The sequence below is a fragment of the Streptomyces sp. NPDC005878 genome (genome assembly GCF_040629815.1).
In the GTDB taxonomy this organism is placed as follows: domain Bacteria; phylum Actinomycetota; class Actinomycetes; order Streptomycetales; family Streptomycetaceae; genus Streptomyces.
In genome coordinates this window covers 368,346-382,337 of record NZ_JBEXWK010000001.1, presented here as the reverse complement: position 1 = coordinate 382,337, position 13,992 = coordinate 368,346, and the positions used below count along the sequence as shown (strand labels likewise).

The following is a 13,992-nucleotide window of genomic DNA, read 5'->3' as shown; positions in this document are numbered from 1 at the left end:
CATGTGTCCCACTCGGCGTCCTCCCCCCAGTTGATGATCCGTCAGATATTTCGTCCGATTTATAACGGAGGCGAACGGATCTTCCACGCGAATCGCCGACGCCCGCGCGCGCTGTCCCCCGGTCGGCTCCCGCCGCGCCCCCCACCGCCCGGGCCCCCTCGCCGTGCGGGAACGGCCGCGGGCGGGCAGCCTGGATCTTCCAGAGGTGTCCCCGCGCGGCTGGGAGGAGGTGGTCCGCCGTGCCCGACCGGGATGCGCCCGGCCCTCCGCCCGACCGGACGCCCCCGCACCGGGCGGTGCTGTCCCGGGTGCTGACCGGGCTGCTGGACGACGTCCAGGCGCACTCCGGTGCCGTCTACGTGCTCGACCCCGAGGAGAACGTCCTGGTCATGGCGGCCATCGCCGGGCTGCCCCGGGTCTTCGCCGCGCCCTGGGAGCGGGTCGGGCTTGCCGCCCCCATCCCGGTCGCCGACGCGGCCCGCGAGCGGCGCCTGGTCTGGGTCGGCGGCGAGGAGGAGATGGCGGGCCGCTACCCCCGGATCGCGGTCGTGCTGCCCTACCCCTTCGCCCTGGCCGCGCTCCCCGTCGCCACCGCCGACACCGTCTACGGAGCCGTCTACACGACCTGGCCCGGCTCCCACCCGGCGGACCTCTCCCGCACCGAGCGCCGGCTCCTCACCGCGGCCTGCGACCGGCTCGCCGAGTACATGGAGTGGGCCGCCCGCCAGGGCAGACCGGTGCTGCCCGAGTCGGGCGTGCGCCCGGTGGAGCAGCCGTCGGGGGACACCGGCGCGGCCGAGGCCGCCCGGATGGCCGCCCGTCTGCCGTACGGGCTGTGCGCGCTCGACCTCGACGGCCGGGTCGAGTACGCCAACCAGGCCGCGGCCGACCTGCTCGGCGTCCCCGTGGAGCGCCTGCTCGGCACCCCGCCGTGGGTGACCCTGCCGTGGCTGAACGACCCGATGTACGAGGACCGCTACCGGGCGGCGCTGCTCAGCCAGCAGATCACCTCGTTTGTGGCGCTGCGCCCGCCCGGCGACTGGCTCTCCTTCCGGCTCTACCCGAGCACCACCGGCCTCAGCGTGCGCATCACGCGGGCCCGGGCCACGCCCCGGGGAGGCCGCCCGCAGCGCGACGACGGGGAGGGGCCCGGGCGGCTGGTGACCATCTCGCACGTGCTGAGCCTGGCCAGCGCGCTGACCGAGGCCGTGGGCGTACGGGACGTGGTCGACCTGGTGGCCGACGAGATCATGCCGGCGGTGGGCAGCCGGACGCTGGTCATGCTCGGCGCCTCCGGCGGGCGGCTCAACGTCCTGGGCCAGCGCGGGTACGAGGATCCCTCGCTGGTGGACCGCTTCGACGGGATGCCGCTCACCGCGCACACGCCGGGCGTGCGCGCCCTGCTCACCGGTGTACCGGGGTTCTACGAGTCGCGCGCGCAACTGGAGCGGCTCTATCCGCTACGGAACGCGACCCCCGACGGCATGGCCGCCTGGGCCTATCTGCCCCTGATCGCCTCCGGCCGGGCCGTGGGCACCTGTGTGCTCGGCTACGCCGAGGAGCGCCCGTTCACGGCCGAGGAGCGCGCGGTGCTGACCAGCGTGGGCGGTCTGATCGCCCAGGCCCTGGAACGGGCGAGCCTCTACGACGCCAAGCACCGCCTCGCCCACGGCCTCCAGGAGGCCCTGCTGCCGCGCACCCTGCCGGACCTGCCCGGACTGGAGGTGGCCGCCCGCTATCTGCCGGCCACCCAGGGCATGGACATCGGCGGCGACTTCTACGACCTGCTGCCGGTCGGGACCGCGGCCGCCGCCGTCATCGGGGACGTCCAGGGCCACAACGTCACCGCGGCGGGCCTGATGGGCCAGGTCCGCACGGCCGTACGTGCCTACACCGCGGTCGGGCAGACCCCGGGCCGGGTCATGGAGTCCACCAACCGGCTCCTGGTCGACCTCGCCGCCGAACGCTTCGCCAGCTGCATCTACCTGCACCTGGACACCGCGCGCGGCCGTGCGCTGCTGGCCCGCGCGGGACACCCCCAGCCGCTGCTGAGGGACCCGGACGGCCGGGTGCGCACGCTGGACCTGGCGGGCGGCCCGCTCCTCGGCATCGAGGCCGAGGCGGTCTACCCGACCACGGAGGTGCCGCTGCCGCCCGGGTCGGTCCTCGCCCTGTACACCGACGGCCTGGTCGAGGTCTCGGGCGTGGACCTCGACGAGTCGGTGGGGGCCGTCGCCGACCGGCTCGCCGAGGTGGGCGGGCGCCCCCTGGAGGAGGTCGCCGACGCCCTCGTACGCCATGTGCAGGAGACCCAGGGGCGCAGCGACGACGTGGCGCTCCTGCTGCTCAGGCCCCGGTGAGCGGCGGGGGAGCGGTGCTCTCGCGCTCGATCAGCCGGGGCAGCGGCATCGGGACCGAGCGGGCGGCGGCGCCGTCGAGCAGCGCCGTCAGCTCGCGCGCGGCGAGCCGCCCGAACGCGAGGGTGTCCCGGGAGAGCGCGGTGAGCCACGGGTGGACCATCCGGCACAGCACCGAGTCCTCCCACGACACGATCGAGACGTCCCCCGGTACGGAGAGGCCGAGCCCGGCCACCACGGCCGCGCCGGCCGCCGCCATCACGTCGTTGTCGTAGACCAGCGCGGTCGGCGGCGCCTGGCCGGTGAGGACCCGGCGGGTCACCGCCGCGCCCTCGGTGTCGGAGTAGTCCGTGGTCACCGAGCGCACCCCGGCCAGTCCCCGCCGCCCGGCCTCGGCGCGCAGGGAGCGGATACGGCGGTCGGTGTGGGCGAGCGCGCCGAGGCCCGCGATGTGCACGATGCCGCGGTGGCCCAGCTCGTGGAGCCTGCCGACGACCGCGGCCATCGCCGCGGCGTCGTCGGCCCGCACCTGCGACAGGTTGGAATGACTGCCCGCGAGCCCGCCGATGACGACACCCGGCAGCCCCAGCTCGTCGAGCAGCTCCGGGCGGGGGTCGTCGGTGCGCGGGTCCACCACCAGGACGCCGTCCACCCGGTGCTCGGCCCACCACCGCCGGTAGACCGCGCACTCGGCGTCCACGTCCTCCACCACCTGGAAGAGCAGCCCGAGCTGACGCTCCGCCAGGACCTCCTGGATGCCGGAGATCAGCTGGAGGAAGAACGAGTCCACGCCCAGGGTCGCGGCCGGACGCGCCACCACCAGGCCGACGGTGGCCGCGCCCTCGCCGGAGAGCGCCCGGGCCGCCGTGCTCGGCCGCCAGCCCAGCTGCTCGGCGACCCGGCGGACCCGGTCCCGGGTGACCTCGGAGACGCCGGGGCGGTCGTTGAGCGCGAACGACACCGCGCTCTCCGACACCCCGGCCCGCTGGGCGATGTCCTTCATCGTCGGGCGGCGCGCCGGTGTGCGCCGGGCCGGCCGCGTGTCCCTGCCGGACGGCGGGCTGTCCGTCACCCCTGCCCCTTTCCCGCTGGTTCCGGCCGGTCGCGGCCGGTGAATGCCCCAGCGTACTAATGCGCTTGAGCTCCATGACTCTAAAGCGCATTAGTAGATCACCGCAACTGCCGTGCACACACCGGTGACCTGCGCCTACGTCATCCAACTGGGGCCGCCTATTGACTTTTTGAAGAATCGCACCGCACAGTCTGCCGAAGTGAGCGCCCGGCACCGCGTCCTTCCCGGGGCGGCCTCCGGGCCCCCCGAGCGGCCGGGTTCCGCCGTCCGCACGTCTGGTCCGAGCAAAGGAGCCGTACACCGTGCGCATCTCCCGCAGGGCACTCGCCGCTGCCGCCGTCCTCGCCACCGTCCTGCCGCTGAGCGCCTGCTCCGGCGACTCCGACTCGGGCTCGGGCTCCTCCGACGCCTCCGGCAAGGTCGAAGGGAAGATCACCTTCCAGACCTGGAACCTCCAGGCCAACTTCAAGGACTACTTCAACGGAGTGATCGCGGACTTCCGGAAGAAGTACCCCGGCACCGAGGTGAAGTGGGTCGACCGCCCCGCCGAGGGCTACGCCGACAAGATCAGCGCCGACGCGGCCGGCGGCACCCTCCCCGACGTCGTCAACGTCTCGCCGGACCTGGTCGCCCCGCTCGCCAAGGCGGGACTCGCGCTGGACCTCGACAAGGCGGCCGCCGACTACCGCGCGGAGTACCTGCCGGGCGCCTGGGAGAGCCACCGGATACCGGGCACGACGGGCACGTACGCCTTCCCCTGGTACCTCAACACCGGCCCGCTCTTCTACAACAAGCGGCTGTTCACCGACGCCGGCCTCGACCCGCTCAAGCCGCCGAAGACATACGACGAGCTCTTCGCGGCCGGGCTGCGGATGGCGAGGCAGAGCAACGGGAAGATCGCCACCTTCGGGAACATCCCCACCATCGAGGACTTCGGCCGCTACGGCGTCGGGCAGATGAACAAGAACGGCGACGGCTTCGCCTTCAACGACGCCAAGGGGGTCGAACTGCTCACGAAGTACAAGGAGTTGTACGACGCCAAGGCGCTCGATCCGCAGGCGCTGACCGCCACCCCCGAGTCCACCGGCCACAAGTTCCTCACCGAGTCGGTGGCCATGAACCCGGGCAGCGCCCTCGACCTCGCCACCTTCAAGAAGCAGGCCCCGACGCTCTACCGGAACATCGGGATCACCGACCAGATCAGCAGCACCGGCAAGGCGAACATGTACGTCATGGGCGTCATGGTCAACTCCAGGAGCAAGCAGAAGCCCGCGGCCGTCGCCTTCGCGCACTTCGTCACCGACGCCACCCGCCAGATGGAGTTCGCCAAGAAGGTCGCCATCTTCCCCAGCACCGCCGGCTCCCTCGACGACCCGTACTTCACCAAGGAGGACGGCACCGACGAGACCCGGGTGCGGGTCGCCGCCGCGAAGTCCCTGAAGACGGCCGTCAACTACACGCCGGTGCTCTTCAGCGAGCAGATGAAGGTCGCGCTGCGCAACGAGGTGGCTAAGGCGCTCCAGGGCAAGGAGAGCCCCAAGGAAGCGCTTGACAACGCTGTCAAGGCCTGTGACCAGCTGCTGAAGCAGAGCTGAGCCGTCCGATGGACGCCCCCGCCACCTCCCCGGCACACCCGCCCACCACCCTCGCCGCCACCCCGGCGGCCCCGAGCCCCCGCTCCGGGCCGCCGCGGGCCGGCCGCCGCATCCGGCGCCAGCTGCCCACCAGCCCCTGGCTGTTCGCCGCGCCCGGACTGCTCGTCGTCGGCGTGTTCAGCCTGTACCCGTTCCTCAGCACCGTGCTGAACTCCTTCACCGACCGCCGCACCCTGGTGCCCGGCCACTACGTCGGCCTCGCCAACTTCCGCGAACTGTGGCACGACGACATGTTCTGGACCGGGCTGCGCAACAGCACCGTGTACGTCCTCGGCGTCGTCCCCGCCCTCGTCGTCCTGCCGCTGCTCCTGGCGATGCTCGTCCAGCGGCACATCCCCGGCATCGCCTTCTTCCGGGCGGCGTTCTACACCCCCGTGGTCGCCTCCGTCGTCGTGGTCGGCCTCATCTGGGTGTGGATGCTCGACGACCGGGGGCTGGTCAACTCGGTGCTGGAGGCGGTGGGCGCGGGCAAGGTCGGCTTCCTCAGCGACCAGTGGCTGCTGCTGGGCAGTGCGATGGCCGTCACGGTCTGGAAGGGCCTCGGCTACTACATGATCATTTATTTGGCGGCGCTGGCCGACGTGCCGCGCGAACTCCACGAGGCCGCCGCGGTCGACGGGGCCGGCGCGGTGCGCCGCTTCTTCACCGTCACCGTGCCCGCCCTGCGCTCCACCATGGTCCTGGTCGCCGCGCTCTCCTCGGTCTCCGCCTTCAAGGTCTTCTCCGAGGTCTACCTCATGGCGGGCCCGGGCGGCGGCCCCGCGGGCGAGGACACCACGCTGGTGATGCTCGTCCAGCGCGTCGGCACCGGCCTGACCGGACGCGTCGGCTACGCCTCGGCGATCTCCGTCGTGGTCTTCGTCGTCACCGTCGCCCTGATGCTGCTCGTCCTGCGGGCGGACCGGAAGGAGGACGCGTGAGCACCGAGACCCCGGCCGAGCCCCGGACCCGGAAGGCGCCCGCCGCGCGCCGCGCGCGCGGGATCACCGACGCGGAGGGGCGGCGCGTCCCCCTCTGGCAGCTCCTGCTGCGCTACACCCTGCTCCTGGCGGTGCTGGCGCTCACCATCGGCCCATTCCTGTGGCAGCTCTCCACCTCGCTCAAGGGCCCGCACGAGGACATCTTCAGCTCCCCGCCCACGTTCCTGCCCGCGGAGCCGACCCTCGGCAACTACACGCGCGTGGCCGACACCATCCCCGTCTGGGACTACGCCCTGAACTCGCTGAAGGTCGCCGCCGCCAACGTCGTCACCAACTGCGTCGGCGCCTCGCTCGCCGGGTACGCGCTGGCCCGGATGCGCTTTTCGGGCCGCCGGGCCGCCACCCTCGCGTTCATCCTCGCCATGCTGGTCCCCGTCGAGGGCATCATCATCGCCCAGTTCACCACCATGCGGGACCTCGGCCTCAACAACACCCTCGTCGCGGTGCTGCTGCCCGGCTCCATCGGCGCGATGAACGTCCTGCTGATGCGCAACGCCTTCCTCAACCTCCCGTACGAGATCGAGGAGGCGGCGTACGTCGACGGGGCCAGCGCCTGGCAGCGCTATCTGCGGATCGCCCTGCCGGCCGTCAAGGGCACCCTCGCCGTGGTCGCCATCTTCGCCTTCATGGGCGCCTGGGACGACTTCCTGTGGCCGCTGATCGTCCTCAGCGACCCGGACCGCTTCACCCTCACCATCGGCCTGAACTATCTGCACGGCACCTTCGCCAACGACGAACGGCTCGTCGCCGCGGGCACGGTCATCGCCGTCGCCCCGCTCATCGTGCTCTTCGCCTGTCTGCAGCGCTACTTCTTCCGCGGCGTCGGCGAGGGAGCCGTCAAGGGCTGAGCCCCGGCCCCCGGTCCCCCCACCCGCGGTACGCCCACAGAACGGACCCGCATGCCCTCAGCACAGGCCCGTACGCACGCTGCCGTACGCTTCGGCGCCAACTACACGCCCGGCCAGGGGTGGTTCCACCACTGGCTCGACTTCGACCTCGACGCCGTACGCGCCGACCTCGACGCGATCGCGGCGCTCGGCCTCGACCACATCCGGGTCTTCCCGGTGTGGCCCTACTTCCAGCCCAACCGCACCCTGATACGGCCGCGCGCGGTCGAGCAGCTGGTCCAGCTCGCCGACGCGGCGGGCGAACGCGGCCTCGACGTCAACGTCGACGGCCTCCAGGGCCATCTGTCGAGCTTCGACTTCCTGCCCGCCTGGACGCAGACCTGGCACCGGCGCAACCTCTTCACCGACCCCGACGTGCTCGACGGGCAGGCGGCGCTGCTGCGCACCCTCGCCGGGGCGCTCGCGGACCGGCCCAACTTCATCGGGATGACGGTCGGCAACGAGATCAACCAGTTCGCGGCCCGGCCGCACCCCGATCCCGACCGCGTCACCCCCGCGCAGGCCGGGGCGTGGCTGGGGCGGATGCTCGCCGCGTGCGAGGAGGGCGCCCCCGGCAAGCCCCATGTGCACGCCGAGTACGACGCGTCCTGGTACCAGGACGACCAGCCCTTCACGCCCGCGCACGCCGCCCGGCTCGGCGCCATGACCGCCGTGCACTCCTGGGTGTTCAACGGCACGGCCCAGGCGCACGGGCGCACCGGCACGGCCACCGAGCACCACGCCGCGTACCTGGTCGAGCTGTCGAAGGCCTGGGCCGACGACCCGCACCGGCCGGTGTGGCTCCAGGAGGTCGGGGCGCCCGCCCCGCTGATCCCCGCCGCGCACGCGGCCGCGTTCACCGAGGCGACCGTGGAGAACGCGCTGGACTGCGCGGATCTGTGGGGGATCACCTGGTGGTGCTCCCACGACGTGGACCGGTCGCTGGCGGACTTCCCCGAACTGGAGTACAGCCTGGGCCTGTTGACCAGTGACGGGCGCGTCAAACCGGCGGGCTCCATGGTGGCCCTGCTCGCCCAGGAGCGGCGGGACCGGGTACACGCGCCCGCGCCCCGCACCACGGCGCTCGTCGTGGACGTGGGGGACGAGGTCCTGGCACCGAGCCGTTCCGTGTGCGCGCCCCGGGGACCGGTCTTCGAGGCGTACGCCCGGCTCGTCGCGGACGGGGTGCGGCCGGCCGCCGTGCTGGCCGGGCGCGCGGAGGACGAGGAGCACCTGGCGCAGCGGGGGATCAAGGAGGTGGTGTGGCCTGACGCGGTTCGGTAGGGGCGGCGTGCGCGGTCGTCCGGCCGCGGGCCGGTCAGGTGACGGTCGCGGAGTCCCCCGCGCCCCCTCGGGCCGACCGGCGTGCCCCTCCCCTTTTCCCTCGACCTGAAACGGAGATCACCCATGCGTCAGCCTCCCACCCGTCGCTCCGTCGTCCTCACCGGCGTCGGAACCGCCGCCGCCCTCGCCCTCCCGTCCGTCGCCGCCCGCGCCGCGCAGAGTGCGGGCCGCGACCTCCAGCCCCACGCCTCCTACTGGTACCCCGACTCCCTCCCCTCCGGTACGCCCGGGCCCGGGATCACCTGGCGGAGCCTGAAGGACTGGCGGGCCGAGGACGACGAGGACCTCGCCTTCAACACCGCCTCCGTGCCGCTCGCCGCGCGGTTCACCCCGGTGCCGGTGAACCGGACCGCCCGCGCCGGACAGGCCCGTATCCAGGCGCTCGTCTCCTTCGACCACACCGCGGGCAACCCCTCCCAGGGCGCGCCCACGGCCGACTACTACGCGCCGACCCACTGGGCCTACCTCGACGAGCTGGTCTTCTGGGGCGGCTCGGCGGGGGAGGGGCTGATCCTGGCGCCCAACGCGCCGATCGTGGACGCGGCCCACCGCAACGGCGTGCCCGTGCTCGGCACCGTCTTCCTGCCCCCGACCGCCTGGGGCGGCGATCTGAGGTGGACCCGCGATCTGGTGCGCCGCGACGCGCTGGGCCGCTTCCCGCTGGCCGCGAAGCTGGTGGAGGTCGCCACCGCGTACGGCTTCGACGGCTGGTTCGTCAACGCCGAGACCGACGGCGGCGATGCGGCACTCGGCGCCGCGATGCTCGCCTTCGTCGGCGACCTGAAGCGGCGCAGTGAGGCCGCGGGGCTGCGGATCACCTGGTACGACGCGATGACCGTCGACGGCTCGGTGGGCTGGCAGGGCGCGCTCGACGGCCGCAACCAGGACTTCTTCCGCGACGCCGACGCGATGTTCGTCGACTTCCGCTGGTCGCCGCGGAGCCTCGCGGACTCGGCCGGGCTGGCGCGGCGCCTCGGCCGCGACCGCTACGAACTGTGGGCGGGCGTCGACGTCGAGGCCCGCGGCTGGAACTCCCCGGTGGACTGGGATGCCATCGTCCCCCGGGACCGGGCCCATGTCGTCTCCTACGGCCTCTACCGGCCCGAGTGGACCCGCCACCACCTGCCCCCGGACCGCACGCCCGGGCAGTTCCACGCGGCCGACGACCGCTTCTGGACCGGCCGTTCGCTCGACCCCTCCCGGCCCGACACGGACGGCTGGCGCGCCCCGGCGACGGTCGTCGCGGACCGCTCGACGGTCGACCGGCTGCCGTTTGCGACCTCCTTCAACACCGGGCACGGGCTGCGCTGGTACGAGGACGGCGAGGTGGTCTCGGCCGCCGAGTGGAACCACCTCGGCCTCCAGGACCGGCTGCCGGGCCGCCGCTGGGCGGTCCGCTCGGCCGGACGCCGGCCGGCCGTCGCGCTCGACTTCGACGACGCCTGGCGGGGCGGCTCCAGCCTGCTGGTGGACGGCGACTTCGACGCCCCCGCCACCGTCGGACTCCACGCGACCCGGCTGCCGCTGTCCCGCTCCACGGTCGTCGAGCTCACCCACCGGGCCGACGCGGGCACGGTGACCGTCGAGCTCGCGGTCGCCCTGCGCGAGCCCGCCGGACCGGGCGAGCCGGTCCCGTACACCTACATCCCGGCGGGGCGGCTGACGGCGGGCGGGGCCGGCTGGACCACCACGACCCTGCGCCTGGGCGTCCCGCACCTGAACCCCCGGCACCCGCACGCCCCGGGACCGGACGGCCGCCCCGGCACCCTCCGTCACCTCGGCGTCCGGCTCACCGCGCACGGCCGCGCCACCTGGCGCCTGGGAGCGCTGGCGGTACGCGACCGGGCCGCCCCGCCCGTGCCCGCCCCGGCCCGGCTGCGCGTCACCGGCTCGGCGACCGGCGCCGAAGGCACCTCGCTGCGCTTCATGTGGCGCCGGGCGCCGGGCACGGTGCGCCACTACGAGCTGCACCGGGTGCTCCCGGGAGGAAGCCGCCGCTTCCTCGGGGGAACGTGCGGGAATGCCTTCTTCGTTCCCGCACTGAGGCCGGAAGGAGGCGAGCGGTCGGCACGGTTCGAGATCCGCGCCGTCGACGAGCTCTACACCGCCTCCGCCCCGGCCACCACCGTCCACTCCTGGTGACACCCGCACCACCCGCCTCGCCCGCGTCCCGCTCGACCCCGACCCACGGAGCAGACCCTCATGCATGACGACCGCAGCCTGATCGAGGCCCGCCTCAGGCGCGTCCTCGACGAGCGCATCCGCCCCGCCGTGTACCCCGAATCCGTCCCGCTGGAAGTGGCGGTGTGGCATGCGCCGGGCGAGCCCGTCCCGGTCGCCGAGGGGCTCGCCCGGGACCCCGAGCCGATCGCGGTGGGGGACGCCTGGGGCGCTCCCTGGGGCACCAGCTGGTTCCGGGTGACCGGGACCGTACCGGCCGCGTGGGGCGGGAAGACCGTCGAGGCGCTCCTCGACCTCGGCTTCGACGAGAACATGCCGGGCTTCCAGTGCGAGGGCCTGGTCTACCGCCCCGACGGCACCCCGGTGAAGGGCCTCAACCCCCGCAACCAGTGGGTGCGGATCGGCGCGCCCGTCGCGGGCGGCGAGGAGGTGCGGCTGCACGTCGAGGCCGCCTCCAACCCGGTCATCCTCGACTACCACCCCTTCGTGCCCACCGCCCTCGGCGCCAAGGAGACGGCGGGCACCGAACCGCAGTACCGGCTGGCCCGGATGGACCTCGCCGTCTTCGACGAGACCGTGTGGGAGCTGGTCCTCGACCTGGAGGTGCTGGGCGAGCTGATGCACGAGCTGCCCGTGGAGGGCGCCCGGCGCTGGGACATCCTGCGGGCCGTCGGGCGCGCGCTGGACGTCGTGGACCTCCAGGACGTGGGCGGCAGCGCCGCCGCCGCCCGCGCCGAGTTGGCGGACGTCCTCGCCGTGCCCGCCGGGCCGACCGCCCACCGCATCAGCGCCGTGGGGCACGCGCACATCGACTCGGCGTGGCTGTGGCCGCTGCGCGAGACCGTGCGCAAGGTGGCCAGGACGACGTCCAACATGACGGCGCTCCTGGAGGACGAGCCGGACTTCGTCTTCACCATGTCCCAGGCCCAGCAGTTCGCCTGGATCAAGGAGCACCGGCCGGAGGTCTACGCGCGCGTGAAGAAGGCCGTGTCCGACGGCCGGTTCGTGCCCGCGGGCGGCATGTGGGTGGAGTCGGACACCAACATGCCGGGGTCGGAGGCGATGGCCCGTCAGTTCGTGCACGGCAAGCGGTTCTTCCTGGAGGAGTTCGGCGTCGAGAACGACGAGGCGTGGCTGCCGGACACCTTCGGCTTCGCCGCCGGGCTGCCGCAGATCATCAAGGCGGCGGGCGCCAAGTGGCTGCTCACCCAGAAGATCTCCTGGAGCCAAACGAATACGTTCCCCCACCACACCTTCCAGTGGGAGGGGATCGACGGCACCCGGATCTTCACCCACTTCCCGCCCGTCGACACCTACAACTGCTCGATGAAGGGCAGCGAGATCGCCCACGCCGCCCGCAACTTCAAGGACAAGGGCGCGGCGAGGCACTCGCTGGCCCCCACCGGCTGGGGCGACGGCGGCGGCGGCACCACCCGGGAGATGGTCGCCAAGGCGGCCCGGCTGCGGAGCCTGGAGGGCTCGGCGATCGTCGAGTGGGAGAGCCCGGCGGAGTTCTTCACCAAGGCGCAGGCGGAGTACCCGAACGCGCCGGTATGGGTGGGCGAGCTCTATCTGGAGCTGCACCGCGCCACCCTGACCAGCCAGGCGAAGACCAAGCAGGGCAACCGGCGCAGCGAGCACCTGCTGCGCGAGGCCGAGCTGTGGGCCGCGACGGCTGCCGTGCGGTGCGGGTTCCCTTACCCGTACGAGCAGTTGGACCGCGTCTGGAAGACCGTCCTGCTGCACCAGTTCCACGACATCCTGCCCGGCTCCTCCATCGCCTGGGTGCACCGGGAGGCGGAGAGGACCTACGCGGCGGTCGCGGAGGAGCTGAACGGGATCATCGAGGGCGCGCAGCGGGCACTCGCCGGTGACGGCGCCCCGGGCACCACGCTGGTCTTCAACTCCGCGCCGCACGCGCGTAACGGTGTCGCCGCGGGCGCCGCCGCGCCCGCGGCGCGCACCGGCGCGGGCCGCGTCGCCGCGCGCGAGGGCGGCGGCTTCGTCCTGGACAACGGGCTGCTGTCGGTGGAGATCGACGCCCGAGGGCTCGTGGTGTCCGCGTACGACATCGGCGCCGGGCGCGAGGCGATCGCCCCCGGCAGTGCGGCCAACCTCCTGCAGATCCATCCCGACTTCCCGAACATGTGGGACGCGTGGGACGTGGACGCGTTCTACCGCAACACGGTGACGGACCTGACGGACCTCGACGAGCTGGTGGCGGTCGAGGACGCCGACACGGCCACCGTCAGGGTCGTCCGTACCTTCGGCGCCTCCCGGGTCACCCAGCTCCTCAGCCTCGCCCCCGGCGCCAAGCGCCTGGACATCGACACCGAGGTCGACTGGCACGAGACCGAGAAGTTCCTCAAGGCCGCCTTCCCCCTGGACATCCACGCCGAGCGGTACGCCTCGGAGACCCAGTTCGGCCACGTCCACCGCCCGACCCACACCAACACCAGCTGGGAGGCGGCGAAGTTCGAGGCGTGCAACCACCGTTTCGTCCACCTGGAGGAGCCCGGCTGGGGCGTCGCCCTCGTCAACGACTCCACGTACGGGCACGACGTGACCCGGACCGTGCGCGACGCCGCCGAGGGCCCGGGCACGACCACCACGGTCCGGGTCTCGCTGCTGCGCGCCCCGCGCTTCCCCGACCCCGAGACCGACCAAGGGCTGCACCGCTTCCGGCACGCGCTGGTGCCGGGGGCCGGAATCGGCGACGCGGTGCGCGAGGGCTACCGCGTCAATCTGCCGGAGCGGCGGGTCGCGGGCGGCGCGGAGGTGGCGCCGCTGGTGTCGGTCGACGAGGACGCGGTGGTGGTGAGCGCCGTGAAGCTGGCGGACGACGGGAGCGGCGACGTGGTCGTACGGCTCTACGAGTCGCGGGGTGGCCGGGCGAGGGCCCGGCTCACCCCGGGGTTCGCGGCGGACGCGGTGGTGGCGACGGACCTGCTGGAGCGCCCGTCGGCCGAGGGGCACCGCCCTGAACTGGCCGACGGGGCGGTGCGGCTGGAGCTGCGCCCCTTCGAGCTGGTCACTCTTCGGCTGAGCCGGAGCCGTCCGGAAGCCTGACGGATTCCAGGGCCTGCTCCAGCGTGGGAGCGGGCCCCAGGACGGGGGCGAGGGCGGTGATCCGCAGGATCCGCAGGGTCAGCGGGTGGTCGCAGACCAGCGCCCAGGAGCCGCCCCGCTCGGTCACCCGGCGGTGGGCGCGGACCAGCAGGGCGAGGCCGGAGCAGTCCAGGAACCCGATGGGGCGCAGATCCACGGCCAGCGCGCCCACCCCGTCCCCGGTGAGGGTGTCCAGGCGCGGCCGCAGCGCCTGGACGGCGTGGATGTCGATCTCGCCGTGCAGTTCGGCGATGGTCACCCCGGCTTCGGTACGGACCCGGAGCAGCGGTCGCTCGTGGTGGTGGCGGGAGGCCGGCACCAGTTCTCGCGGGCTCTCGTCGACGTCTTCGGTGTGGCGCACTGTCCCTCCCCCCAAGGCAGCGGTGGGCGTGACGACCGGGGGCTGGG

General features: G+C 73.3%; 9 protein-coding genes. 7 read left to right on the top strand and 2 right to left on the bottom strand.

What is annotated here, in order from left to right:
- Positions 1-239: 239 nt before the first annotated feature.
- Positions 240-2,360 carry a SpoIIE family protein phosphatase gene (locus ABZ404_RS01790; RefSeq protein WP_358833592.1) on the top strand — a complete coding sequence of 707 codons (2,121 nt, stop codon included), beginning with the start codon at positions 240-242 and terminating at the stop codon, positions 2,358-2,360.
- Here the strand turns inward: ABZ404_RS01790 and ABZ404_RS01785 are convergent.
- Complete coding sequence (locus ABZ404_RS01785; RefSeq protein WP_358833600.1) at positions 2,347-3,360, bottom strand: LacI family DNA-binding transcriptional regulator; 1,014 nt, start codon at positions 3,358-3,360, stop codon at positions 2,347-2,349. The two genes, ABZ404_RS01790 and ABZ404_RS01785, sit on opposite strands and share 14 nt — an antisense overlap.
- Before the next feature lie 371 nt (positions 3,361-3,731).
- Here ABZ404_RS01785 and ABZ404_RS01780 point away from each other — a divergent pair, with 371 nt between their 5' ends.
- The 6 genes from ABZ404_RS01780 (at position 3,732) to ABZ404_RS01755 (ending at position 13,545) form a co-directional block, all read left to right on the top strand.
- A complete protein-coding gene (locus ABZ404_RS01780) occupies positions 3,732-5,024 on the top strand; it encodes a sugar ABC transporter substrate-binding protein (RefSeq protein WP_358833593.1) in 1,293 nt (430 codons plus the stop codon).
- Positions 5,025-5,032: 8 nt separating this feature from the next.
- Positions 5,033-6,004 carry a sugar ABC transporter permease gene (locus ABZ404_RS01775; protein WP_358833594.1) on the top strand — a complete coding sequence of 324 codons (972 nt, stop codon included), beginning with the start codon at positions 5,033-5,035 and terminating at the stop codon, positions 6,002-6,004.
- A gap of 62 nt (positions 6,005-6,066) precedes the next feature.
- On the top strand, positions 6,067-6,912 hold the full coding sequence (locus tag ABZ404_RS01770; RefSeq protein ID WP_358833601.1) for a carbohydrate ABC transporter permease: 846 nt from the start codon (positions 6,067-6,069) through the stop codon (positions 6,910-6,912).
- Between the two features lie 51 nt (positions 6,913-6,963).
- A complete protein-coding gene (locus ABZ404_RS01765) occupies positions 6,964-8,235 on the top strand; it encodes a glycosyl hydrolase (protein ID WP_358833595.1) in 1,272 nt (423 codons plus the stop codon).
- A gap of 123 nt (positions 8,236-8,358) precedes the next feature.
- Positions 8,359-10,437 carry an endo-beta-N-acetylglucosaminidase gene (locus ABZ404_RS01760; protein ID WP_358833596.1) on the top strand — a complete coding sequence of 693 codons (2,079 nt, stop codon included), beginning with the start codon at positions 8,359-8,361 and terminating at the stop codon, positions 10,435-10,437.
- Between the two features lie 60 nt (positions 10,438-10,497).
- Positions 10,498-13,545, top strand: coding sequence for a glycoside hydrolase family 38 C-terminal domain-containing protein (locus tag ABZ404_RS01755; protein ID WP_358833597.1), 3,048 nt, complete (start codon positions 10,498-10,500; stop codon positions 13,543-13,545).
- On the opposite strand, the gene ABZ404_RS01750 is transcribed toward ABZ404_RS01755, so the two are convergent.
- On the bottom strand, positions 13,508-13,945 hold the full coding sequence (locus ABZ404_RS01750) for an STAS domain-containing protein (protein WP_358833598.1): 438 nt from the start codon (positions 13,943-13,945) through the stop codon (positions 13,508-13,510). The genes ABZ404_RS01755 and ABZ404_RS01750 overlap by 38 nt on opposite strands.
- Positions 13,946-13,992: the final 47 nt, after the last annotated feature.

Excerpts from the sequence above, each read along its gene's own strand:
- ABZ404_RS01755 (WP_358833597.1), top strand. The coding sequence starts at position 10,498 with ATGCATGACGACCGCAGCCTGATCGAGGCCCGCCTCAGGCGCGTCCTC.
- ABZ404_RS01765 (WP_358833595.1), top strand. The coding sequence starts at position 6,964 with ATGCCCTCAGCACAGGCCCGTACGCACGCTGCCGTACGCTTCGGCGCC.
- ABZ404_RS01785 (WP_358833600.1), bottom strand. The coding sequence starts at position 3,360 with ATGAAGGACATCGCCCAGCGGGCCGGGGTGTCGGAGAGCGCGGTGTCG.
- ABZ404_RS01775 (WP_358833594.1), top strand. The coding sequence starts at position 5,033 with ATGGACGCCCCCGCCACCTCCCCGGCACACCCGCCCACCACCCTCGCC.
- ABZ404_RS01760 (WP_358833596.1), top strand. The coding sequence starts at position 8,359 with ATGCGTCAGCCTCCCACCCGTCGCTCCGTCGTCCTCACCGGCGTCGGA.